The following is a 23,403-nucleotide window of genomic DNA, read 5'->3' on the forward strand; positions in this document are numbered from 1 at the left end:
TCCGGACTTTACACCACCGGAAACGGGTACTTTGCTAACATCAGTTATATTCGCCGAATAATTTGCTTAGATGAAGAAATTTTTACTCTTGTTAATTGCTTGCTGGCAATTAGTAGTTGCTTTTTCACAGGCTCCGCAAAACTGGTCCTCAGCCGATATGTTTCTTGCCCTGCGCAAATTAAATGTATTGGGTTCTGTTTTATATGTGGCCGCTCACCCCGACGATGAGAACACCCGGTTGATCACTTATTTTTCAAAAGACAAATTATATCGTACCGGTTATCTATCGCTTACAAGAGGCGATGGCGGTCAGAACCTGATCGGTGATGAACAAGGGGTGGAACTGGGCCTGATTCGTACACAGGAATTACTTGCCGCCCGTCGCATTGATGGTGGCGAGCAATTTTTCTCCAGGGCTTTTGATTTTGGTTATTCCAAAACGCCTGAAGAGACTTTTTCCAAGTGGAATAAAGAAAAAATTTTGAGCGATGTAGTATGGGTGATCCGCAAGTTTCAACCCGATATTATTATTACCAGGTTTCCGACAACGGGCGAAGGGGGTCACGGTCATCACACTGGCTCCGCCATTTTAGCCAATGAAGCATTTACGGCTGCGGCTGATCCCAAACGTTTTCCTGAACAACTGCAATATGTACAACCCTGGCAAGCCAAAAGAATATTATGGAATACATTCAACTTCGGTAATACGAATACCATTACACCTGATCAGTTCAAGGTTGACGTTGGCGGCTATAATCCATTACTCGGTAAAAGTTACGGTGAGATTGCGGCGGAAAGCCGTAGCCAGCATAAGAGCCAGGGATTTGGCGTGCCAGCATCGCGAGGTGAATCGTTTGAAAGCTTTAAAACCACGGGTGGAGCTGAACCGGTAAATGACCTGATGGATGGCGTTGAGCTTGGCTGGAACAAGATTGCCGGAGGAGAGGCAATTCAGCAAAAGATAAATGAGCTGATCAAAAATTTCGACCTCTTACATCCCGAAAATTCAGTACCGGGATTGGTAAGCTTATATAAAACCCTTGAACGCTTGCCACAGGGTTATTGGAAAGAACAAAAATTAAAAGAAGTAAAGGAACTTATAGCGCAATGCAGTGGATTGTTTGTCGATGCGACGACTACTGAACAGTTTGCGGTAGAAACGGATTCGCTTAAAATTAATTTCTCCTTCAATAACCGTCTTGGCGTTAATGCCATTTTACAAAAAATAGACGTGGAGGATTTTGATACAACATTGTCTCAGCCATTGGTGAAGAATAAGAATATAAATTTTTCGAAAACAATTTATGTTCCTGCATCAAAACCGATTACCCAACCCTATTGGCTAAAGGATAAAATGGAAGAAGGTTCTTTTAACGTGAGCGATCCGTTGAAAATAGGTCAGCCGGATGTGGATGCTGCTTATACTGCGATCGTCGATGTAAAGATCTTTGATGAGATTTTCAGTTTTTCGAGACCAGTAAAGTATAAATCTACCGATCCCGTTAAAGGAGAACTGTACAAGCCAACCTTTGTGATCCCCGGGGCCACAATCATGAGTTCTCCCTCTTTATTATTGTTCAGAAATAATGTCGCACAGGAGAAGGAAATAGAAGTACAGTTAAATGCTAATACAAGCCTGCCGGGCAATATCAGTTTCTTTATACGTACGGGAGATGATTTGCAATCGGTGACGGATACGACCTCTTTGGGAAAATATCAAACGAGGAAAGTAGTATTTAATGTGAATAACAGTAGCCAGGTTGCCGAAACGAAGTCAAAACGAAAGTCGATGATTCAATTAGACTCGCTGGTGAAAAGGAAAGCTATCACGGCCGCCCAAAAAAATGAAATTTCCAAATATTATGCGAAATCAAATAGTAAGGACTTTATTTATCCTTATGCGCAGCAAAATGATTCAGTAGGCTATTACCTTTCAGTAAGGGCCATCAATTATGATCATATCCCATCCATAAAATACTTTTTCCCCGATGCAGTAAAGGCAATTTTTATCGACTTGAGAACTACCGGGCAAAAAATAGGCTACATCATCGGTGCCGGCGACAAAGTGCCTGACGCTCTCGAACAAATGGGTTATGATGTTACATTGCTGACTGATAAAGAACTTGCCCGAAATAACCTGCAACAGTTTGATGCCATTATCAGCGGCGTCAGAGCTTATAATACCAATGAATGGCTGGCTAAGTACTATGATAAGCTGATGAAATATGTAAATGATGGGGGTAATTATATTGTTCAATACAACACCAACAATTTTATCAGCAATGTAAAAAGCAGCATCGGGCCTTATAAGTTTGACATTTCCCGGGCAAGAATAACGGATGAAAATGCCGCGGTAACCTTTTTAAAACCCGAACACCCTGTTTTGAATTTTCCGAACAAGATAACTGCCGACGATTTCAAAGGGTGGGTGCAGGAGCGGAGTGTTTATCATGCCGCTAATTGGGATAAAAATTTTGAATCCATCCTCTCTATGAATGACCCTGGTGAAAAGGCCGATGATGGAAGCCTGATTATTTCAAAATATGGTAAAGGCTATTTTACTTACACAGGCATTGTGTTTTTCAGGGAGTTGCCGGCCGGTGTGCCCGGCGCATACAGGTTGTTGGCGAACATTATTGCTTTGAATAAGAAAAAAGCTTTTTAAAACTCACTGGCACAAGAGGTGGGTGTTTTGCGAAGACGATAATTTGAACAAGATAACATGAGAGAACATCATAAACCAAGTATAAGAAGAGGTGAGATGGCATTCATTTTTGCGATCATTCTTGGCCTCATTGTCGGCATTCTGATAAAAAGAGTGCGGATAGGAATATTGATCGGTCTTGTGCTCGGCTTTTGTATTGTATTGTTGGGATGGAGCCGGGCTACAAAAAGATAATAATGGAGCAGAAAGACAACGATAAGATCCCTTTATTTAGAAGCTGGAATGCCTGGTATGTTTTTGTTATATTATTCCTCGTTTTATTAATTGTTTTGTTTTCGCTTTTTACAAAAAGGTTTAGCTAAAATGAGTATGCCTGATTTGATCATTTCAAAAATACTCCGCCAGTTGGCGGAGATAGGGGTATGAACCAACTCGACTGGATAGTACTAGTTGTTACTTTGCTTGCTATCATTGCCTACGGCTTGTACAAGAGCCGGACTTCCCGCAACCTGGATGGTTATTTTCTTTCCAATCGTAGCATGCCATGGGGATTGATACTGTTAAGCATTATGGGTACACAGGCCAGTGCTATTACGTTCTTGTCGGCGCCTGGCCAGGCTTATACCGATGGGATGCGGTTTGTGCAATATTACTTTGGCCAGCCACTTGCCATGATCGCAATCTGCATTTTTTTTGTCCCAATTTTCCGCAAGTTGAAAGTTTATACGGCTTATGAATATCTTGAAAACCGCTTTGACAATAAAACGAGGACGCTGACTTCATTTCTTTTCCTGATACAAAGAGGGTTATCAACCGGTATTAGTGTATTTGCACCTTCACTCATTCTTTCATCGTTACTGGGCTGGAATATTTATTATACGAATATCGTAATGGGAGGACTGCTGATCATCTATACGATGAGTGGAGGAGCCAAGGCGGTGGCTTATACTCAACAACTGCAATTGATCATCATTTTTATCGGTATGTTCCTGGCTGGTTATATGGTCGTGAATATGCTGCCTGAGAACGTGAGTTTTGCCGATGCATTGAGCATTAGCGGCAAAATGGGAAAGCTAAATGTAATTACTACTGGTTTTGAAAACGGCAGATTTAACTGGAGTGATCAGTACAATTTAATAAGTGGAATAATCGGTGGCTTCTTTCTGGGCCTCTCTTATTTCGGCGCCGATCAGTCACAGGTAGGTCGTTATCTTACCGCAAGGTCATTGACAGAAAGTCGTATGGGTTTGTTGATGAATGGCCTGGTAAAAGTGCCTATGCAGTTCCTGATCCTGCTGATAGGTGCGTTGGTATTCACCTTTTACCAGTTTAACAGCGCCCCCGTTTTTTTTAATGATGTGCAGATAAACAAGCTTGAAAACTCAGTTTATAAGGATTCATTTGCGGTAGTGCAACAGCAGTACAATGCGATTGCATCACAAAAAGAAAAAGTGATTGTTGAATATTCTCATGCTTCAGATGTAAATAATGAGACCATTAAAGAGCAAAAGATCGCAGAACTCAAAAGTTTGCAATTGGGTTCTGATAGTTTGCGGGGCAGGGTAAAACATTGGCTTGGGAAAAAAGCCGTGGGTGGCGATTCGAATGATACCAATTATATTTTTCTTCGGTTTGTCGTGGATTATCTTCCTGTTGGGTTGGTGGGTTTGTTGATAGCCATTATTTTCCTTGCATCCTGGGGTAGCATTGCTGCAGCTGTTAATTCATTGGCATCTTGTTCAATGGTTGACTTTCATAAGCGGTTTACGAAAAAGGAACAAACAGGCGAAGATGAGTATAAGATGTCGAAATGGTATACACTGGGCTGGGGTATATTCTGTATTATAGTAGCAATGTTTACTTATAATATTGGCAATAGCCTGATTGAGGCAGTGAATGTATTAGGATCTTTGTTCTATGGTGTTATACTCGGAGTGTTCCTGGTGGCTTTTTTCATTAAAAAGATCAAAAGTGGTGATGTGGTATTTTGGGCGGCCTTGTTAACGGAAATATTAGTGCTTACTATTTTTATTCTTACTAAGGTTGGTGTTTTTAAAATGGGCTTTCTCTGGCTCAATCCAATTGGTGCATTTGGAGTGATTTTGTTTAGCCTGTTGTTGCAGTCGGTTCTCGCAAAAAAAGAAAGCCCCGCTTTGCAAGCAGGGCTCCCGGAAAAAATTTAAACTTAGTTTTTTGCCAGCTCTTTCAGCAGCTTATCATTCAGTTTTACATAATCATCATTTTTGGCGGCGATAGCCAGTTCCTTTGATTTCAAAGCCGCGGCCTTCGCTTCATTTTTCTGACCCAATTTTGCAAGACAATTTGCCCATTGGTGCTGAACCCAGAATGCATTGGGTTGCGCTTCTACAGCTTTATTAAACCAAGTAAGTGCCTGGTTCAAATCTTTACCATTTTCCATATAATACATGGCGGCCTGGAAGTAGGGTGGCTTTTCTGATTTCATGGCTGATTCAATACTGGCCATGATTTTACTGTCGATATCAGTGGCGATAGGCAAGGTCACAGCTGATTTATCCCACATAATCTGCAATTCGCAGCTCGTTGGTTTTACATTGGCAAACTGCATGGTAAATGATTCAGCAGCCTTTTTTGTTTTGGATACAGCAACCGGCACCCTTACTACATCCATATCCTGCTTGTAGGCAGCAGGGCTTGTTACATCAGTTTGTTTAGTGATGATTATGGTCCAGGTGTTTTTTTCCGGAATGGTCAGCAAACCGTACTTGCCGGCGGGAATTTTAGTGCCCCCTATGGTCACTTCGTCACCAAAGGTGAGGGTAGTGGCGTTGTTGGCACCGGTCCGCCAAACATTGCCGTAAGGAACTATATCGCCAAAAATTTTTCTTCCTTTAACGCCGGGCCGGGAATAGGAAAGTTCAATAGTTGACAATCCAAAATCCTGCTTGACAGTCTGGCCGGGGCTTGGCGCCGGGGTTTTCAGTTGAGCATTCGATACAATAAGTGTGAAAGCAGCTATTGCTGATAGGATGATCTTCTTCATTGCAAACATTTATTTGAATGGCAAAGTTAGGGGAAGGGATGATAAGTAAAGGATTAGAACTACGAAGTAGGTTACGGTCAACTCAATCGTATTTGTCCAGGGCTGGAATGCTAGAAGGAAATCGTGACGGTTGCTTTCCCTTTTTTTGCCTTGCGTTTCCATTTGGGGCCTTCTTTCAAAAGACGTATCGCTTCTTTGTCGCAACTTTCGCAGAGAGACTTTTTAACAGTAATGTTTATAGGTTCACCAGATTTGCCGACTTCGAAACTAAGCTCAACTTCTCCCTGCGAGCCCTCTTGTTTGTCCTTGAAAGTTTCAGGAGTCTTCAGGTTATTGGCGAGATAAAGATCATAGTTGTTCCATCCGTCGGCTGGTTCGGCTTCGTTCAGCACCAGATGATCATTTCTCGAACGGTTAGTATTAACCTTTTTATTGCTCAATACTATTTCTGCCAAACTATTCCTGTCTTCCTGTAAATATACCTGGTTACTGGCCACTTTATTATTCAATCGGACATCATCACTCACAAAGCCTATTGACTTTATCTGTACGTTTAAAACTGTATCAGGCGAAGTAAGTGTAAAGTATCCATTAGCATCACTATAGGTGCCGATATTATCTTCTTTATTGGTGATATTGGAAAAGGGCAGGGCATTATTATTCATATCTGTTACTCTGCCCCGGAAAACATTTGGTTGGTTAAAAGTCTGCCTGCGTTGAACAACATCTATGTTTTGAGAGGCAGCAGCGACTTTTCTTCCCTGCCGAGAGTAGCTTGGTGAAACAACTGGTAGGTCAGCGCCAGCAGGTAGTTCTTTTGCCAGGACTGATTTCTTATACTGTGTGTTATCCGATTTTAATTCATCTATTGTTTTTTCCGCTACAATACCAGCCACATCGTCAGGATTGACTGAATCTTTTGCAAGGGAGTTTGTTGCTATGCGGGGTGCGGAAGGTGTTGCTTGGAGTACCTCTTCTCTTTTTTTAATCTTTACTGATGCCTGGTCATCCCCGGTTTTATTTTCATCGGCCGGCTTTGCAAATTCTGTAGCTATGCTACTACTGTCGCTTGTTGAAGGGAGAATAGTTTTTTCGGGTTCATTTTTTTGTTGGTTTAAATCTTTCGGCTGCGGCGACTGCGCTATATCTTCTTTTTGGGTGTTAAATGCAAGTTGGTAAACCATTAACCCCGCACCGGCTATTAACACAATCATCGCGGCAACTTTCCACCACGAAAAAGAGGGTTTGTTTACAGCTATTGGAATAACTTTCTTTTTTTCTCCGGTTCTGTCGGCGAGTCGTTGCTTCAATCCTGAAAGATCTTCGTTAAACGTTGAAGTATTGACATAGCCTTCCAGCGCATCCGCCAGGAATGGATCATCCAGGGCCGCTTTTTCAATGGCATGCCTTTCTTTCGAAGACATCAGTCCACGGTGATATCTTTCAATATCAGCAGCAGTAAATAATATGTTGTGCCCGTTTGCCATCCCTTTACAAAATTAAAAACACTTTGTTGCCCTTACTTTGTTTTAACCCCCTGGCTTTTTTCCATACATAACCTTAAGTTTCTTCTTCCATTCTGGATAAAACTCCTGACCTGGTTCCAGTCCTGGCCGGTTATTTCCACTATTTCATTATAACATTTTTCTTCCAGGTAAAATAACCGGATAGCCACTTGCTGATCGTTGGTCAGGGTGCCGATACAATATTCCAGTTTTTTAAAATTTTCTTCTTTTTCCAATATGCCATTATGATGCACATTTTCTCCGCTTTGCACAAGTTCCGTTTTAAGTTCAACGGTCTTCAGATTTTTAGGTGTTCTCAATTGCATCAGGCAATGATTTTTAGCTACCTGGTAAAGCCAGCCCCGGAAGTTTTCTACTTCATGTTTCTTCAATTTTAAGACTAGTTCTTCAAATACCTGCATCACGGCATCCTTAGCCGTTTCCGGATCTTTCAAATATTTCAGGCACACCCCGTACACCAGGTCCATATAGCGCTGGTATAACTGACCCAGCACAGCCAGGTCGCCTGACTGTTTATACAGCTCAACCAACTGCTTGTCGTCGGTCGCATTATCCGGTATGTTTTTCAGGAACGCCAATGCGCTAAAATTAGCGAATAAAAATTTTACAGGCATTTATGCAATTGCTAAAAAAAGCTCATCTATTTTGAAAACACAGTTTATGAAACCGGGCAAAATAAATTCTCTTCAGACAGGGAATTGTTATCTGCGAGGTTCCATCCCGAAGCCAGTTCGGAACAAGTACTGACCAAAAAACCTGTCTGCCAACAGGCAGGCAATAAAAACTAAACAGATGAATAGAATACTTTTTATGCTTTTACCACTGATTGGGCTATTCCTGGCCTTTCGTCCCATTAGCTATCACATGATAAGCGGAAAAATTACCGATGCCCAGGGCACTGCTTTGGCTTCTGTGACTGTAACAGTTAAAGGAACTTCAATAAACAGTCTATCAGCACAGGATGGAACTTATCAAATCAGTACAAGCGATAAAAATGCCGTGCTGGTTTTTTCTGCTGTTGGATATCAAACCAAAGAGGTAAATGTTGCTGGTAGAAAAACGGTCAACGTAACGCTGAGTAGTTCAACAGCTCAATTACAGGAAGTAGTGGTTGTGGGATATGCTACAAAAAGAAAAATGGATCTGACTGCGTCGACTACAATCGATGCTTCGTCGCTATATGGCTCAAGGGCGCCGTTAAACAATAGCTTGCAGGGAAGAGTTGCAGGCGTTCATATCCGTGGCAATTCATCATTTAAAAAAGAAGACAAGAGAGGATATCATGACCCCAATATAGATGATTTCAACACGGAGGGTTATGATTATATCACTGAAAACCCTTTTTTAAAGTCAGTGGATAATCCTTTGTCAACCTTTTCTATTGATGTGGATGCCGCATCCTATAGCAATGTCCGGCGCTTTTTAAACCAGGGACAATTACCGCCGGCTGGTGCTGTACGAATAGAGGAAATGATCAATTATTTCCACTATGATTATCCGCAGCCAAAAAACAATGATCCTTTCTCTATCAACACCGAGATTTCAGATGCGCCCTGGAATAAAGACCATAAACTGGTTTTGATCGGTCTGCAGGGCAAGACAATTCCAATGGGCAATTTACCTGCATCCAATCTTGTGTTCCTGATTGATGTATCGGGTTCTATGAATATGCCGAATAAGCTGCCACTGGTAAAAGCATCGATGAAAATGTTAGTCGATCAATTACGTGAACAGGATAAGGTTTCCATTGTGGTGTACGCTGGTGCGGCGGGATTAGTGTTAAAACCAACCAATGGTGATCAAAAGACAACTATTAAAGATGCGATCGATAACCTGGAAGCAGGCGGCTCAACTGCGGGCGGAGCGGGGATAAAACTGGCTTATAAAACTGCCAGCGAGTTTTTTGTAAAAGGCGGAAACAACCGGGTGATACTTTGTACCGATGGTGATTTCAACATTGGTGAAAGCAGCGACGACGCCATGGAGCGGTTAATAGAGCAGGAAAGAAAAACCGGTGTATTCCTGACGGTGTTGGGGTATGGTATGGGAAATTATAAGGACAATAAAATGCAAAAGCTGGCTGATAAAGGAAATGGCAACCATGCATATATCGATGGCATCAGCGAGGCTAAAAAAGTATTGGTAAATGAGTTTGGCGGCACCTTATTTACTATTGCAAAAGATGTAAAGCTGCAGATAGAATTCAACCCGGCCAAAGTGCAGGGTTACCGCTTGATCGGTTATGAAAACAGGTTGTTGGCTAAAGAAGATTTTAATGATGATAAAAAAGATGCCGGCGAACTAGGAAGCGGTCATAGGGTAACAGCGTTGTACGAAGTAATTCCTGCGGGTGTTAAAACCAGCTTTCTGAAAGATGTTGATCCTTTGAAATATCAAAAAGGAAATGAAGATATAAGAAAAGCCTCACATACTAATGAACTGGTCACGGTGAAGTTTCGCTACAAAGCTCCCGATGGCGATGTAAGCAAATTGATCGAACATGCTGTGAAGGATCATCTGGTGTCAGTTGCCAACACTTCGGATAACTTCCGGTTTGCTGCATCAGTGGCTGAATTTGGAATGCTGCTGCGCAACTCAGCTTTCAAATCGCAGGCGTCATTTGATAATGTGATAAAGCTTGCCAAAAAGGCAAAAGGAAATGACGAGGAAGGTTATCGTTCTGAGTTTATACGCCTGGCAGAAAGTGCACAGTTATTAACGAAGGAGAGCAAAAGTGAAGTTGACAAAGAAGAAACTGCGATGAAGAAGGTTTTGCAAGAGAATTAAAACCGGACGTGTAACAATCGATTTCAGCGACCGTATTATAATTAAACTTTAACAGCCGGTGCTGAAATTTTGATCAGCATCAGACGGGGCTGGTGTCTACCGGCCCCTTTACAGAACCACGATCTGATGGATTTTTATGGATTAAGAAGAAAAAGGAATCTCACAAACATACCTCATTAGACAACCAAAATCATTGTATGAGTAAACATATACAACTGAATATTCCCAGTCCCTGTAATGAAAACTGGGATCAAATGAAACCCGTTAATACTGGAAAATTTTGCGGCTCCTGTCAGAAGCAAGTAATGGACTTCACCAGTATGAGCGATACACAACTTGTTGAATTTTTTCGAAAACAAATGACGGGTTCTGTGTGCGGACGTTTTATGAATGCGCAGTTGGACCGGCCTATCGAAATTCCAAAGAAGCGGATTCCATGGGTAAAATACTTTTTTCAGTTTGTCCTCCCTGCTTTTTTTCTTTCATTGAAGGCGTCTGCACAAGGAGAAGTGAAAGAAACTAAGAATACTACAGTGATTGTACCTGCATCACAAGGGGAAATAGTGGGACTTATCGTTAAAGAAATAGACTTACCCAAATTTACAGAAATAAGGGGTGTTGTGACTGATGGAGATGGCAATGGAATTCCCTATGCATCTGTTTTTATTAAAGGAACTACGATTGGTGCGGCGGCAGACAGTACGGGAAGTTTCAATCTTGTTTATCCGGGTTTTGAAAAGCAAGTTGTGCTGGTTAGCTCATGTGTAGGCTTCGAGTCCAACGAGACTGCGATCGATATGAACCAGAAAACTGACTCCGTCTACGTGGTATTGACGAATGAATCGGCTTTGGTTGGTGATGTAGTCGTTGTCGGTAACATATCGACAAAAGGGGCTGTTCGATATACAGGTGCTGTTAACGTTACGACGAAATGTACTTTTTTCCTTGATACCTTGTTGAATAAAATCCTGCCTTCACCATTATCAGCAAAGGTATATCCCAATCCTGTTAGGAGCAACAATGCGATCACTATCGATCTTCGAAATCAAAAAAAAGGTGACTACCAATTTCAACTTTATACGATGTCAGGCCAGTTGATATTGACACAACAAAGAAGGCTTGATAAGTATTCCGGCCCAACGAACATAGTAATCCCTGGTTTGCCGGCTGGTGTTTATATGTTGAAAGTAACAAGCAAAGATTCGGACAAAGAATTTACAGAAAAAATCGTGGTACAGTAGTTCACCCTTTAAAAGCCGGGTGAAACTGCTCCAGTGTTTTTCTTAAAAATTCACGATCGAGATGAGTATATATCTCTGTAGTCGTAATGCTTTCATGTCCCAGCATTTCCTGCACCGCCCTGAGATCAGCCCCGCCTTCTACAAGATGTGTGGCAAAGGAATGACGCAGTGTGTGAGGTGACACTGTTTTGTTGATACCAGCTTTTTTTGCGAGGTCTTTAATGATCAAAAATATCATCACCCTTGATAGTAAGGTGCCACGGCTATTGAGAAAAAGAATATCCTCATTGCCATGCCTGGGTTGTGCGTGAACTCTAATTTCGTTTTTATAAATGTTAATAAAATGAATGGCGCTGCTGCCAATAGGCACCAACCTTTCCTTATCTCCTTTGCCGATTACCCGGATAAAACCAACGTCGAGGTAGAGCTGTGATATTTTTAGATTCACGGTTTCACTGACCCGAAGGCCACAGCTATACATGGTTTCAATGATTGCTTTATTTCTGCCACCATCTGGTTTGCTCAGGTCAATCTTCGAGATCATTGCTTCAATTTCATCAAAACTCAATACATCCGGCAATGATCTTTTCAGTTTGGGTGCTTCCAGCAATACAGTAGGATCAACACGGGAAATATTCTCCAGCAGGCAATATTTGTAAAATGATTTGATGCCGGATATGATTCTTGCCTGCGAAGAGGCGGTCATGCCTAACTCCGCGACCCATTTGATAAAATGCTGCAGGTCTTTTAATTCAACATCAGCCGGTGTTTTAAGTGAGGAAGCCTCCTGCAGGTATTGTGTCAACTTATCAATGTCCCGCAGGTAGGCTTCAACAGAATTATCAGACAGGGATTTCTCCAGTTGCAAATAGGCTTTATATCCTTTCTTATAACTATCCCACATAGGAGAACTTTGGAGTTGGAAACAGGCAATCGGAAATTACCGATCTATGAAATTTAACGGCGGAAAAATAGTGAAATCACTTCAATTCAATATTTTTCTCAAATGTTTTCCATTCATTGCCCAGCTTCACTTTGGCCCACATGCGGGTAGGGGTTACGTTTACCGAATCAACAGTTTCATGTATGGCATCGTAATCAATATCGGCTTTGGCGCCAAAGGTCATAATTGCTGTTTTTCCGGTTGCCATGTCTTCGACAAAAAGATTCCCGCGGTCTGAATAAGCCACCAGGCCATCAGCCACTGAAAATTTAGGATCAAATTTATTGATGGCGCTGCTTTTTCTGCCAATATTATCTTTTTTGTTGAACGGTATTTTTAGTGAATAGCCGCGACCGTTACTACAGTCGTTGAATAGTACCCAGGCATAGCTGGTATCTTTTATAAAACAGGTGATATTGTCTTTATTGATATGAACAGGTGTCCCCAAAAAATCAGGCAGGCCCATCTTACGGTTGGCTCCCATGTCAATATAGCTCCAGGTCAGTGTATCGGCTATGCATTTGGATGCACTGATATATACATATGGCTTTAACGGGTGTTCTTCTTTGGTAAACTTAATTGAATCCTTCAGGCAACTGGTGTCACAAAAAGAAGGTGCAACAGAAGACCCGGATTTGCATGATCCAAACAGCGAGGTTAATGCAGCAAAAAAAGTCAGGATGATAAATAGTCTCATATTTATTGGTTTTGTGATCAAACAAAAATAGCCAATGAAAAACTTTCGGGTTTAAAATTATTTTACCTTCGGCGCATGAGTGAAATGATCCCGGTAAATCTCAAGGCATTTAAAAAGAAAGCAGGCGATAATAAACGTAGCTTCAGGAGATTTCTGACTAAGCTGGAAAATGAGCCGCCTAAAAAAATTAACACCCTCACGGCTACGTTGGAGAAAGAAGTGTGGAAGGAAGTTGACTGCCTGTCTTGCGCCAATTGCTGCAAAACAATGACGCCCACTTTTACCAACGCTGATATGAAAAGGATCGCCGGCCACTTTGGCGAAACCGTAGAAGAGTTCAAGGCCAAATGGCTCTATAAGGAGCGAAAAAAAGATGGCGATTGGTTGAATAAAAAACAACCCTGTCAATTTTTAAATTTGACGGATAACAAATGCAGCATTTATGAAGTAAGGCCGGCTGATTGTGCCGGCTTTCCCCATATGACAAAGAAGTTTCACGAATATTCACATGTGCATAAGCAAAACATTGAATATTGCCCGGCTACGTACAAGCTTGTTGAAAAAATGAAGCAATCTATAGAAGCAAGCAGGTAATCGATAAACTATAATTCGCAGAAAGCTCAAGGCTATGGTCTATTGACCGTGGTCCATGGACTCTCACAGAAACACATCTTCGAGCAGGAAGAAATCTGGCTCCCTGTTGTTATAAACGGTAATGGATAATACATCATATTGTATCCATTTATGTCCCGGATTTAAAAAAAGAAACTCATCAGCCGCTTTTTGAAGACTTTTAAATTTCTTTTTCGTTACGCTGTCTTCGGGAAAGCCAATGGTGGTGTTATTCCGGGATTTTACTTCAATAAAATGGAGCATCTTGTTTTTCAAGGCAATAATATCAATTTCATAATACTTGTGCCGCCAGTTGCGATATAGTATTTCATAGCCCCTTTCTTTCAGCCATTCAGCTGCCAGGTTCTCGCCATCAGCGCCAAATTTGTTATGTGAAGCCATGCAATCTATATTTGCTATAAGATAAGTATTTTTTTATGTACGTTATTGCGCCATTAGCCGGAGCTGTTAAGCATTATGATTGGGGTGGATATAATTTTATTCCTTCTTTGCTGAAGCAGTCAAATGATCAAAAACTCCCCTTTGCAGAATATTGGCTGGGTATTCATCCCGGGGCTGAATGTAAAGTATTACTGCCGGATGGAGATGTTCGTATGCTGCATGATTATTTCACTACGGACTCTCCAACAGCAATGGGTGAATACGTGGCGAGACATTTCGGTACCATGCCCTATTTGTTGAAAGCATTGGATGTAAAAGATATGCTTTCTATCCAGGTACATCCATCCAAAGCTGATGCTGAAAGGGATTATAAAGAGGAAACCTTGAAAGGAATTCCACTGGATTCTCCGAAGCGCAATTACAAAGATGAAAATCACAAACCTGAATTGATGGTTGCCATGGGAGATTTTTGGCTGCTGCATGGCTTCAAACCAGAAGATAAAATAAAGAAGACATTAAAGAGCGTTCCTGAATTGGGTTCGCTATTGCCGGTCTTTGAGCAATCAGGTTATAAAGGTCTTTATAGAAAGCTGATGGAGTTACCGCAGGAACAAGTGAATGCTCAATTGCAACCTTTGCTGGATCGCATCATTCCCTTATACCAGGAAGGTAAATTGAACAGATCGCAGGCTGATTACTGGGCCGCGAAAGGATCTCTTAGCTTTTCGCAACCTGGAAAAATTGACAGGGGTATCTTCTCTGTTTATCTTTTTAACCTGGTTGTATTGCATAGGGGAGAAGCCATCTTTCAGGATGCCGGTGTGCCGCATGCTTATCTCGAAGGACAGAATGTAGAGATCATGGCCAGTTCGGATAATGTATTACGGGGCGGGTTGACCAATAAGCATATTGATGTACCTGAATTATTGAAACATGTAAAATGTGAAGCAACACATCCGGAAATATTGAAGGGAGTCAAAAACGGGCTTGAACTTACCTATAAAACACCGGCGCCAGATTTTGAATTAAGCAGTTTTACGTTGCATAAGGGCGACAGTATTTCTTTCATACCACATACAGCCGAGGTGATATTGCTGATAGACGGTCAGACAGAAATTTCAAACAAGGATAGTAAGGTTATTTTAGAGAAAGGTCAGCCATCTGCCATCGTATTTCCCGGTCATGAAATAAAAGTAACTGCTAATGAGCCTTCATGGCTTTTTAAGGCAACCGTTCCTGTTAACTAAGCTTAAATCAAAAATTCAGCTCAATTCAACTATTTTTGTGGTGGGATTAAAATACACTTTAAAGTTTTTTTAATTACTTATTATGAAGATCAACGCAAGATTAATTGTTTTCACCCTGTTGTTAATTGTACTGGCCGCGGTTTGTAAATATTTCTTCGGCCCCAATCTTGATTGGTCGGGATTTTCACCCGTTATCGCTATCGCTCTTTTCTCCGGTTTCATCGTTAGGCAAAAAAATGCATCATTCTTATTGCCACTGCTGGCTTTGTTTATAAGCGATGTGGTGATTCAGTTTTTGTATATGCAGGATCTTTTTCCTTACGCAGGTTTTTATGGCGATCAATGGAAGAATTATCTTATTCTCTTATCCGCAACATTGATTGGCTGGCTGCTTAAAGGAAAAAACTATTCCAACCTGCTGGTTGGAGCAATTGCAGCACCTACAGTGTTTTTCCTGATTTCCAATTTCAATGTTTGGTTGAGTGCCGAAGTAACATATTCCAGGGATTTCAGCGGGCTAATGACCTGCTATGCTGCCGGCTTGCCGTTTTATAAAAACGCATTGATCGCAACGTTGTTGTTTCTTCCTGGTATTCTGTTATTGTATAATTATCTTACAAGGAAAAAAGCAATACTCACTGTGGCGTAATATTTTTTTAGGGAATATTTTAAAACCCATCTTCAACAAAGGATGGGTTTTCTTTTTATAATTATTTAAAAAGTGAATTCTTATCCTGTTCATAACCTTCATCAGTTAACAGGTTCTTGCCATCAGCCGCGGTGGTCGCCAGTTCGTCACACCGGTTGTTGTAAGGATTATCGGCATGACCTCTGACCCATACAAATCGTATGCTCTTGTTTTGTGATAAATGGTGATACCTCATCCAAAGGTCCTTATTTTTTTTTCCGCCTTTGAAGTCGGTAGCAATCCAATTTTTCAGCCAGCCCTGTTCAATGGCTTTTACAACGTATTGGCTATCGGAGAAGATCGTTATAGGAATACCATCTTTCTTCAAAGCTTCCAGTCCTGCAATGACGGCCATTAGTTCCATGCGATTGTTTGTAGTCAACCGAAACCCCTGGGAAAGTTCTTTTCTTTTATCGCCATACATTAGTATGGTTCCATAGCCTCCCGGCCCAGGGTTACCTCTTGAAGAGCCATCTGTATATATCGTGATGCCACTTGCAGCTACCATTTTTATTTTTTTAAAAAGCGTTCATCGATAGGAATATTCCTCGTGTATATAATCTTCACCTTTTTAAAACCAGGGTGATTGGGATTCAGTAAAAAATTATTTTCCTCCGGCATGATGGCCGAAGGGATTTTTAATGCCAGCCATTTATTTTCCGTAATAAAATTATCCCCGATTGACTTAAGCTGATCTGGCGCAGGATTTACAAACCAGTTTGCCGGGAGTTCATTTGCCTGCATTGTTTGTATTTTATCTTCCGGAATAGCTAAACAGATCATGCAATAAGAAGAAACGGCAATGTTGGAGATATGCACCACGCTTTCCAATAAAGCCAGCGAAGGCGTTGCTGCCGTATAAAGAATGTAGGTGCCTTTACTATGCCATCGTCCGGGGAACATGGCCGCACCCGATCCTTGCAGGTCAGTAATATATTCGCATTTGCTGATCCGGTAGACATTCATCAGGCGAAGATTCCATGTTCAATTCTTCCTAATTCATCCATCAACATTTCAATACCCATGGAAGTGTCTAAAAATTCTTTGGGTTTTTTATTGCCTAATGCCATAACTGTACTATTCATCCATTCTTTAAAAGCATTGAGGGTGCCAAACACTTCTTCGCCGCGACTATATACTTTTGCAAGCTCTATTACTCTTTCCGATTGTTCCGCATTTAGCTTTTGCCTGGAAGAATATCTTCGCAATGTACGGTCTGAGGTTCTGACAATATCGGCCATTTCGAGGGTGGTAATACCTGTTACTTCTATCAAATTATCCAATGCTTTTTTGGGAACTCCTTCACGAATACAAACAATAAAATCGGCAACGTTTTCTACCGTGTTAAAAGGTGCAATATTGGCAACGCCCATCAGTGCCAACGATCGTTTTACGTAGTTGCTGGCCTGCCTTGTGCTATGTACCGGGATTAACGGCAGTACATTATAAGCAGCCGCTGCTTCTTCCACTATTGACTCGTAGTTGGCAGTGCCCTGCTTTTTGTACGATTTGATGCGTTGTTGTTTGCTTGCCATACCCTCTATTGAAACTTGTCCACAATGTACGGCCATTTGTCCGGGTTTTCAAATTTTTTTATACCTGGAAGACACCTGTTTGCAGCTCATTGATTTCTTTGTTGTGATTAGCCGCATGGATTCCCTCTGATATCAGCATTCTGGTTTTAAGAGGATCAATAATGTCATCCACCCAAAGCCGTGCCGCTGCATAATAGGGTGATGTCTGTTTATCATACCGGCCTTTTATTTTATCGAGCAATTTTTGCTCATCTTCTGCATTCAGGGTTTCTCCTTTGGCTTTTTTGGATGCCACTTCAATTTGTAACAGGGTTTTTGCCGCCTGGTCGCCGCCCATCACGGCAATTTTGGCTGTGGGCCACGCATAAATAAAACGGGGATCGTAAGCTTTGCCGCACATGGCATAGTTGCCTGCGCCATACGAGTTGCCGATAACAATGGTAATCTTGGGCACAACAGAATTAGCCACGGCGTTAACCATCTTTGCTCCATCCTTGATGATACCCGCATGTTCGCTTCGGCTGCCCACCATAAAACCCGTAACGTCCTGTAAGAAGACCAACGGTATCTTTTTCTGGTTACAGTTTAGCATAAAACGGGCAGCCTTATCGGCACTGTCGTTATAGATGACACCGCCCATCTGCATTTCTCCTTTTTTGCTTTTTACAATTTTTCGTTGATTGGCCACAATGCCTACCGCCCAGCCATCGATGCGGCCATAACCACAAACAATGGTCTTGCCATAATCTTCTTTGAACTGCTCAAAAGAAGAGCTATTAGTGTCGTCCGGCAAAGCATCCACTATCCGGTCGATCACTTCAAGTATATCATAAGGCTTTCCATCACTTGGGAAAATGCCATACAACTCTTGTGGATTTTTTGCGGGATTAATGGAAGCAATCCGGTCAAATCCTGCTTTTTCTTTTGAGCCCAGCATAGAGATCATTTTTTTGATATGATCCATGCATTCCTGTTCTGTTTTGAATTTATAATCTGCAATGCCAGATATTTCAGTATGTGTTATAGCTCCGCCCAATGTTTCAGTATCGATGTCTTCACCAATGGCTGCTTTTACCAAATAAGGTCCTGCAAGAAATATAGAACCATTTCCTTCCACCATCAATGTTTCATCACTCATGATAGGTAAATAAGCACCGCCAGCCACGCAGGCTCCCATCACAGCAGCTATTTGCGTAATACCCATCCCACTCATGCGGGCATTATTGCGAAAGATGCGGCCGAAATGTTCTTTATCAGGAAAGATTTCATCCTGCATGGGTAAAAAGACCCCGGCACTATCAACCAGGTAAATAACGGGCAAATGATTTTCCATAGCGATTTCCTGTAATCGCAGGTTCTTTTTACCGGTGATAGGAAACCAGGCTCCAGCTTTCACGGTTTGATCATTGGCAACAATGACACATTGCCGGCCGCTTACATAGCCAATGCCGGCTACTGTGCCACCGGCCGGACAGCCACCTTGCTCCTCATACATATCAAAACCGGCGAAGGCGCCGATCTCGATAAAAGGTTTATCGCTATCCGTTAAATAACTGATTCGTTCACGGGGAGTGAGTTTATTTTTTTCTTTTTGTTTGGCCATGGCTTTTTTGCCACCGCCTTCATAGATCTTTTCCAGCTTTTGACGCATCGAGCTCAGCGAACATTTCATTGCGTCCTCCTGCCTGTTGAATTCAATATTCATACGAAACCGTTATGCGGCAAAGATAGGGAAGGGGGTTGTCACACTGAGCGGAGTCGAGGTGTCACTTCCGATAAGTTAAGCTTGGTTCGAGACTTTTAGTCAGAGTACGGTTCCCGTAATGTTTTTTCCCGGATCTTAAATTCTTCAAGATCGATCAGTGAAAGATATTTTCTGATCAGTTCTTCATCGAACTCCTCGGAACGGTTCAATTTATTGAGTAAAAGTCGCTGTTGTTCCAGCAAGTCAATATAAATGGTTTGATAGCTTTTTAAAGAATTATCGGCTGTATGATTTAATTTGTCAGCTACCTGCTCAAAAAAATTCGAATTAAGTTTCAGCCTTGCATGCAAATTATTTACATGCATATTTAAGCGACAATCTTCACTATATTTTTTTTCGAGTGTTTGCAGGGAAGTCTGTGCTAATTTCATTTGAATAATTAATTCCTGTTTATCTCCGGATATTGGAGTGTGTTTATCTTCCGGCTTTATTCTCCTGATCAGCCATGGCAATGTCAATCCCTGTAAAACAAGCGTAACGATGATGACAATAAACGTAATAAACAGGATCAGGTTGCGATAGGGGAAAGGCTTGCCCTCTATTAGCAACGGTATCGAAAGCGCTGCTGCTAAAGAAACTACACCACGCATTCCGGCCCAGCCAAAGATCAGCGGTCCTTTCCATCCCGGATCGGCATCTGCGACTGTAATAAAACCACTCACTGCCTTTGTAAAAAGAGAAGCGCCAAATGTGCAAAGCAATCGTGTAAGAATGAGCACAGCAGAAATTGCCAATCCATACCAGATGGCCGTGGTCAAACTGATATCACCGAGTTGTTGTGTAATGAAAGGCAATTGAAGCCCGATTAATAAAAAGATCAGGCCATTCAGTACAAAGACAATATTGGTCCACACATTTACTCCTTGTAGCCGGCTTTCGTAGCTCAGCATGTTATTGCGCTGGCTTGATAAAAAAAGGCCGCCACTTACTACCGCAAGCACACCCGAAAAATGAAAATGCTCTGCGAAATAATACATACAGTAAGGAGTGACGAATGTTAAAACGATATCAATGCTTGGCGTGGTAGGCAGCCAGCGATGAATGGCATAAAAAATAACTCCCACCAAAAGACCAATAAGTATCCCCATTGTGATAACGACAAAAAAGCTGGTGGCTGCCTCCTGAAAATGAAATTGCCCGGTAATCACCGCTGCTAATGCAAAACGGAATACAATCAGAGATGAAGCGTCGTTAAGCAAACTTTCACCTTCAATAAGACTCACCAGCGATTTTGGAACATCTATGCTGCGCATAATAGTAGTTGCTGAAATTGCATCGGGCGGCGAGATGATTCCACCCAACAAAAAACCCAATGCTAAAGTAAATCCCGGAATAAGTGCATTGGATACGAATGCAATCACACAGGAAGTAAGGATTACAATCGGAAAAGCAAAACTCATTATCGCCCTTCTCCACTTCCAGAATTCTTTCCATGATGTTTGCCAGGCAGCTTCATAAAGTAAAGGAGGAAGAAAAATAAAAAAGATCAGTTCCGGGTCGATGGTAATGTTGGAGAACAACCGGGTAAAACTGAGTAGCAATCCACCTAAAACAAGCACAATCGGATATGCCAGCCGAAGCCTATTGGCAATCATGACCAACGCCAGGATAATTAAAATCAGGTATACGTATTCGATAAAATGGCTTTGCATGAAGTGACTATTGAGTATAAAAATAACGAAAGCCCAGGTTGGAGCTTTCATTCAGTTACTTTCACAGCTACCGGTTATAGTGTACTTATCATCTCCACATCTTCTTCCTCCACCGCATCGATGCTTGCCCGCTGTATAATGATCTTTCTTCCCAAAGAGAAAACAAGAAATGCAGTGATGGCACAACAGGCCATTACACCGGTCATCGGCAAAGCAGTGTGGTTTTGCAAAACACTAACCAATGCCGAGGTGCATGCTCCAATACCCATTTGAATAGCACCCATTAGCGCCGAAGCACTGCCTGCATTGTGCCCAAATGAGGCCAACGAAAGTGCTGATGCATTCGGAAAAACAAAACCCTGGCAACACAAAAAAATAAATAGGAGAAAGATGGTGACGAACAGGTCGTTCCAGCCCAAAAATGTGATTAGAACCAACGTAGCACCAATAACCGTTTGACAACATAAGGCGATCCTGATGATCTGTTCGCTGGTATAGTTTTTCAGTAACACACTGTTGATCTGGCTGGAGCCGATAAGCCCCATCGCTATCAGGGCAAATATCCATCCGTATTGTTTCTCAGACACTTTATAGATTTCCATAAACACATAGGGTGAACCACCGATATAAGCATAGAGCCCTGCTGCAGAGATAGCGGCTGTTAAGGCATAGGTATAAAATTGGGGATGCCGGATGACAGCCACAAAATTATTGATGATAGGCAACGGCTTCAATGAAAAATTTGGATCTGGCTTCTTGCTTTCCGGTAGTAAAAAATAGATACCGGTAAGAATGATGATGCCAACAACGATAAGCATTACGAATACAAAGCGCCAACCCAGCACCGAAGTGACATAGCCACCTAATGTCGGTGCTATGATAGGTGATACAGCCACTACCAGCATCAGCAGGGAAAATATTTTGGCATTTTCTTTTACTTCAAATAAGTCACGTACCATGGCCCGTGCGGCTACCATGCCTACACAACCACCTAATGCCTGCAAAAGCCGGAGAACTATTAATGCATTGACCGACGCAGCCATAGAACAACCCAGTGAAGCCAACAGGTATATGCAAAGCCCGACATATAAAGGCTTCTTCCTGCCAAAACGTTCCAGCAGCGGACCATACAATAATTGCCCGGCAGAAATGCCGATGAAAAAGCTGGATAGCGATAGCGTAACCTGCGCGACGGTGGTATTCAGGCTTTTTGCAATATCCGGAAATGCCGGCAGGTACATATCAATGGAAAATGGCCCTATTGCTGAGAGCATACCAAGTATTAGAATGAGGTAAATTTTTTTATTGGTGCTCTTGTTACTCATATCTGATAAAGCTACAAAAGTATTTGGCCAGCATACTAACTAAGAATTCGGTTTGTATACCCAGGTTTTCACAAACGTATTTGTCTGGTGATTCAATGATTTTTGTTTAAATTCTTTAATGCATCTACAGACCTGTCATCTTCTCAATATGCTCAGGATAACGGGCTCCCTGCACTTTGATTGCTGATGAAGCGATTTCGATTTCATGAAGATCATCAGTTGTCAATTCAATCAATGCAGCTCCATTATTCTCTGTGAGCCGGTGAAGTTTGGTAGTACCGGGTATAGGAACGATCCATGGTTTTTGTGCCAGCAACCAGGCAAGAGCAATTTGAGCAGTTGTCGCATTCTTCTTAGCTGCAATTTTTGCAAGCAGATCAATTAATGCCTGGTTTGCTTTAAGTGCTTCAGGTGTAAACCGTGGAAGAATGTTGCGAAAGTCTCCGCTATCGAAAGTGGTATTCTCATTCATTTTGCCAGTAAGAAATCCTTTGCCCAGCGGACTGAATGGAACAAAGCCAATCCCTAGTTCTTCGAGGGTGGGTACTATTTCTTCTTCAGGTTTTCTTGTCCATAAAGAATATTCACTTTGCAATGCAGTAACAGGTTGTACGGCATGTGCCCGGCGAATGGTTCCTGCACCCGCTTCAGAAAGACCGAAATGTTTCACCTTACCTTCTTTAATTAAATTCTTAACAGCACCAGCCACTTCTTCAATGGGAACATTCGGATCAACACGATGCTGGTAGAAAAGATCGATGACTTCTATCTTCAATCTCTTCAATGACGCTTCAGCCACTTCTTTGATATGTTCCGGACGACTGTCAACGCCTGCTTGTTTTCCTTCCTGTATCCGGAAACCAAACTTTGTAGCAATTACCACCTCTTTCCGAAAAGGGGCTAACGCTTCACCTACCAGTTCTTCGTTGATGAAGGGACCATATACTTCTGCTGTATCAAAAAAAATAACACCCTGCTCTACCGCTTTATGTATGAGGGCAATCATTTCTTTTTTATCCGCAGCCGGTCCGTAGCCAAAGCTCATTCCCATACAACCAAGTCCGATTGCTGAGACTTCCAAACCAGACTTTCCAAGTTTTCTTTTTTTCATCATGAATATTTTTTTAGATGTACAAACACTAAGCCACCATCGAACAGGTTGGGCGAGTAAATTAAACTCCGCCTGGATTTCTATGCAGATACATTCTTCGTATTGATAGGCTCTGAATAGGAAGCAAAGCTCCTTCCTCTATGAATGCTAAAACAACGAAAATGAAACAATGTGCTACGAAAATC

The 23,403-nt window shown here is 41.9% G+C and carries 21 protein-coding genes; 8 read left to right on the plus strand and 13 right to left on the minus strand.

The window, feature by feature from the left end; genetic code table 11:
• The first annotated feature begins 70 nt into the window (after positions 1-70).
• The 3 genes from P2W73_RS23345 to P2W73_RS23355 all read left to right on the plus strand — a co-directional run bounded on the left by P2W73_RS23345 (position 71) and on the right by P2W73_RS23355 (position 4,848).
• Positions 71-2,665: a PIG-L family deacetylase gene (locus tag P2W73_RS23345; protein ID WP_276504516.1), complete on the plus strand. Its 2,595-nt coding sequence runs from the start codon at positions 71-73 to the stop codon at positions 2,663-2,665.
• 57 nt (positions 2,666-2,722) lie between these two features.
• Complete coding sequence (locus P2W73_RS23350; RefSeq protein ID WP_276504517.1) at positions 2,723-2,899, plus strand: hypothetical protein; 177 nt, start codon at positions 2,723-2,725, stop codon at positions 2,897-2,899.
• Between the two features lie 188 nt (positions 2,900-3,087).
• Positions 3,088-4,848 (plus strand): sodium:solute symporter family protein, encoded by a 1,761-nt coding sequence (locus P2W73_RS23355; protein WP_276504518.1) that lies wholly within the window; start codon positions 3,088-3,090, stop codon positions 4,846-4,848.
• 2 nt (positions 4,849-4,850) lie between these two features.
• On the opposite strand, the gene P2W73_RS23360 is transcribed toward P2W73_RS23355, so the two are convergent.
• From P2W73_RS23360 to P2W73_RS23370, 3 genes are all read right to left on the minus strand, one after another.
• Positions 4,851-5,687 carry a DUF2911 domain-containing protein gene (locus P2W73_RS23360; protein WP_276504519.1) on the minus strand — a complete coding sequence of 279 codons (837 nt, stop codon included), beginning with the start codon at positions 5,685-5,687 and terminating at the stop codon, positions 4,851-4,853.
• Positions 5,688-5,797: 110 nt separating this feature from the next.
• Positions 5,798-7,174, minus strand: coding sequence for a carboxypeptidase-like regulatory domain-containing protein (locus P2W73_RS23365; protein ID WP_276504520.1), 1,377 nt, complete (start codon positions 7,172-7,174; stop codon positions 5,798-5,800).
• A 32-nt stretch (positions 7,175-7,206) separates the two neighbouring features.
• Positions 7,207-7,827 (minus strand): RNA polymerase sigma factor, encoded by a 621-nt coding sequence (locus tag P2W73_RS23370; protein WP_276504521.1) that lies wholly within the window; start codon positions 7,825-7,827, stop codon positions 7,207-7,209.
• 178 nt (positions 7,828-8,005) lie between these two features.
• Here P2W73_RS23370 and P2W73_RS23375 point away from each other — a divergent pair, with 178 nt between their 5' ends.
• Together P2W73_RS23375 and P2W73_RS23380 are read left to right on the plus strand one after the other, a co-directional pair.
• Complete coding sequence (locus P2W73_RS23375; protein WP_276504522.1) at positions 8,006-10,000, plus strand: vWA domain-containing protein; 1,995 nt, start codon at positions 8,006-8,008, stop codon at positions 9,998-10,000.
• A gap of 197 nt (positions 10,001-10,197) precedes the next feature.
• Positions 10,198-11,241 (plus strand): carboxypeptidase-like regulatory domain-containing protein, encoded by a 1,044-nt coding sequence (locus tag P2W73_RS23380; RefSeq protein WP_276504523.1) that lies wholly within the window; start codon positions 10,198-10,200, stop codon positions 11,239-11,241.
• 1 nt (position 11,242) lies between these two features.
• Here the strand turns inward: P2W73_RS23380 and xerD are convergent, their stop codons facing one another.
• Both xerD and P2W73_RS23390 read right to left on the minus strand, forming a co-directional pair.
• Positions 11,243-12,145: a site-specific tyrosine recombinase XerD gene (gene xerD, locus P2W73_RS23385; RefSeq protein WP_276504524.1), complete on the minus strand. Its 903-nt coding sequence runs from the start codon at positions 12,143-12,145 to the stop codon at positions 11,243-11,245.
• Between the two features lie 76 nt (positions 12,146-12,221).
• Positions 12,222-12,881 (minus strand): hypothetical protein, encoded by a 660-nt coding sequence (locus tag P2W73_RS23390; protein WP_276504525.1) that lies wholly within the window; start codon positions 12,879-12,881, stop codon positions 12,222-12,224.
• Between the two features lie 75 nt (positions 12,882-12,956).
• Between P2W73_RS23390 and P2W73_RS23395 the strand changes: the two genes are divergently transcribed.
• On the plus strand, positions 12,957-13,475 hold the full coding sequence (locus tag P2W73_RS23395) for a YkgJ family cysteine cluster protein (protein ID WP_276504526.1): 519 nt from the start codon (positions 12,957-12,959) through the stop codon (positions 13,473-13,475).
• Between the two features lie 63 nt (positions 13,476-13,538).
• On the opposite strand, the gene P2W73_RS23400 is transcribed toward P2W73_RS23395, so the two are convergent.
• Positions 13,539-13,895, minus strand: coding sequence for a YraN family protein (locus tag P2W73_RS23400; RefSeq protein WP_276504527.1), 357 nt, complete (start codon positions 13,893-13,895; stop codon positions 13,539-13,541).
• Between the two features lie 35 nt (positions 13,896-13,930).
• Here P2W73_RS23400 and manA point away from each other — a divergent pair, with 35 nt between their 5' ends.
• A complete protein-coding gene (gene manA / locus P2W73_RS23405; RefSeq protein ID WP_276504528.1) occupies positions 13,931-15,142 on the plus strand; it encodes a mannose-6-phosphate isomerase, class I in 1,212 nt (403 codons plus the stop codon).
• A gap of 82 nt (positions 15,143-15,224) precedes the next feature.
• Entirely contained in the window at positions 15,225-15,791 is a 567-nt protein-coding gene (locus P2W73_RS23410) for a DUF6580 family putative transport protein (RefSeq protein ID WP_276504529.1), read from the plus strand.
• A gap of 61 nt (positions 15,792-15,852) precedes the next feature.
• Here P2W73_RS23410 and rnhA read toward each other — a convergent pair whose 3' ends face one another.
• From rnhA to P2W73_RS23445, 7 genes are all read right to left on the minus strand, one after another.
• Entirely contained in the window at positions 15,853-16,338 is a 486-nt protein-coding gene (rnhA, locus tag P2W73_RS23415) for a ribonuclease HI (protein ID WP_276504530.1), read from the minus strand.
• 2 nt (positions 16,339-16,340) lie between these two features.
• Positions 16,341-16,796 (minus strand): RES family NAD+ phosphorylase, encoded by a 456-nt coding sequence (locus P2W73_RS23420; RefSeq protein WP_276504531.1) that lies wholly within the window; start codon positions 16,794-16,796, stop codon positions 16,341-16,343.
• Positions 16,796-17,401: an Xre family toxin-antitoxin system antitoxin gene (locus P2W73_RS23425; RefSeq protein ID WP_276504532.1), complete on the minus strand. Its 606-nt coding sequence runs from the start codon at positions 17,399-17,401 to the stop codon at positions 16,796-16,798. Before P2W73_RS23425 ends, P2W73_RS23420 begins: the two co-directional genes overlap by 1 nt.
• Positions 17,402-17,423: 22 nt before the next feature.
• Positions 17,424-19,070 carry an acyl-CoA carboxylase subunit beta gene (locus P2W73_RS23430; RefSeq protein ID WP_276504533.1) on the minus strand — a complete coding sequence of 549 codons (1,647 nt, stop codon included), beginning with the start codon at positions 19,068-19,070 and terminating at the stop codon, positions 17,424-17,426.
• 95 nt (positions 19,071-19,165) lie between these two features.
• Positions 19,166-20,782 carry a Na+/H+ antiporter gene (locus tag P2W73_RS23435; protein ID WP_276504534.1) on the minus strand — a complete coding sequence of 539 codons (1,617 nt, stop codon included), beginning with the start codon at positions 20,780-20,782 and terminating at the stop codon, positions 19,166-19,168.
• Positions 20,783-20,856: 74 nt separating this feature from the next.
• Positions 20,857-22,107: a multidrug effflux MFS transporter gene (locus tag P2W73_RS23440; protein ID WP_276504535.1), complete on the minus strand. Its 1,251-nt coding sequence runs from the start codon at positions 22,105-22,107 to the stop codon at positions 20,857-20,859.
• A gap of 124 nt (positions 22,108-22,231) precedes the next feature.
• A complete protein-coding gene (locus P2W73_RS23445) occupies positions 22,232-23,218 on the minus strand; it encodes an aldo/keto reductase (protein ID WP_276504536.1) in 987 nt (328 codons plus the stop codon).
• Positions 23,219-23,403 lie beyond the last annotated feature (185 nt).

It is taken from the genome of Terrimonas pollutisoli (genome assembly GCF_029360765.1).
Taxonomy (GTDB): domain Bacteria; phylum Bacteroidota; class Bacteroidia; order Chitinophagales; family Chitinophagaceae; genus Terrimonas_B; species Terrimonas_B pollutisoli.

Coding starts and splice junctions, on each gene's coding strand:
- P2W73_RS23420 (WP_276504531.1), bottom strand. CDS start 16,796: ATGAATGTCTACCGGATCAGCAAATGCGAATATATTACTGACCTGCAA.
- P2W73_RS23345 (WP_276504516.1), top strand. CDS start 71: ATGAAGAAATTTTTACTCTTGTTAATTGCTTGCTGGCAATTAGTAGTT.
- P2W73_RS23350 (WP_276504517.1), top strand. CDS start 2,723: ATGAGAGAACATCATAAACCAAGTATAAGAAGAGGTGAGATGGCATTC.
- P2W73_RS23430 (WP_276504533.1), bottom strand. CDS start 19,070: ATGAATATTGAATTCAACAGGCAGGAGGACGCAATGAAATGTTCGCTG.
- P2W73_RS23445 (WP_276504536.1), bottom strand. CDS start 23,218: ATGAAAAAAAGAAAACTTGGAAAGTCTGGTTTGGAAGTCTCAGCAATC.
- P2W73_RS23355 (WP_276504518.1), top strand. CDS start 3,088: ATGAACCAACTCGACTGGATAGTACTAGTTGTTACTTTGCTTGCTATC.
- manA (WP_276504528.1), top strand. CDS start 13,931: ATGTACGTTATTGCGCCATTAGCCGGAGCTGTTAAGCATTATGATTGG.
- P2W73_RS23425 (WP_276504532.1), bottom strand. CDS start 17,401: ATGGCCGTACATTGTGGACAAGTTTCAATAGAGGGTATGGCAAGCAAA.
- P2W73_RS23410 (WP_276504529.1), top strand. CDS start 15,225: ATGAAGATCAACGCAAGATTAATTGTTTTCACCCTGTTGTTAATTGTA.
- P2W73_RS23365 (WP_276504520.1), bottom strand. CDS start 7,174: ATGGCAAACGGGCACAACATATTATTTACTGCTGCTGATATTGAAAGA.
- P2W73_RS23435 (WP_276504534.1), bottom strand. CDS start 20,782: ATGCAAAGCCATTTTATCGAATACGTATACCTGATTTTAATTATCCTG.
- P2W73_RS23395 (WP_276504526.1), top strand. CDS start 12,957: ATGAGTGAAATGATCCCGGTAAATCTCAAGGCATTTAAAAAGAAAGCA.
- P2W73_RS23360 (WP_276504519.1), bottom strand. CDS start 5,687: ATGAAGAAGATCATCCTATCAGCAATAGCTGCTTTCACACTTATTGTA.
- P2W73_RS23375 (WP_276504522.1), top strand. CDS start 8,006: ATGAATAGAATACTTTTTATGCTTTTACCACTGATTGGGCTATTCCTG.
- P2W73_RS23370 (WP_276504521.1), bottom strand. CDS start 7,827: ATGCCTGTAAAATTTTTATTCGCTAATTTTAGCGCATTGGCGTTCCTG.
- P2W73_RS23390 (WP_276504525.1), bottom strand. CDS start 12,881: ATGAGACTATTTATCATCCTGACTTTTTTTGCTGCATTAACCTCGCTG.
- P2W73_RS23380 (WP_276504523.1), top strand. CDS start 10,198: ATGAGTAAACATATACAACTGAATATTCCCAGTCCCTGTAATGAAAAC.
- P2W73_RS23440 (WP_276504535.1), bottom strand. CDS start 22,107: ATGAGTAACAAGAGCACCAATAAAAAAATTTACCTCATTCTAATACTT.
- xerD (WP_276504524.1), bottom strand. CDS start 12,145: ATGTGGGATAGTTATAAGAAAGGATATAAAGCCTATTTGCAACTGGAG.
- rnhA (WP_276504530.1), bottom strand. CDS start 16,338: ATGGTAGCTGCAAGTGGCATCACGATATATACAGATGGCTCTTCAAGA.
- P2W73_RS23400 (WP_276504527.1), bottom strand. CDS start 13,895: ATGGCTTCACATAACAAATTTGGCGCTGATGGCGAGAACCTGGCAGCT.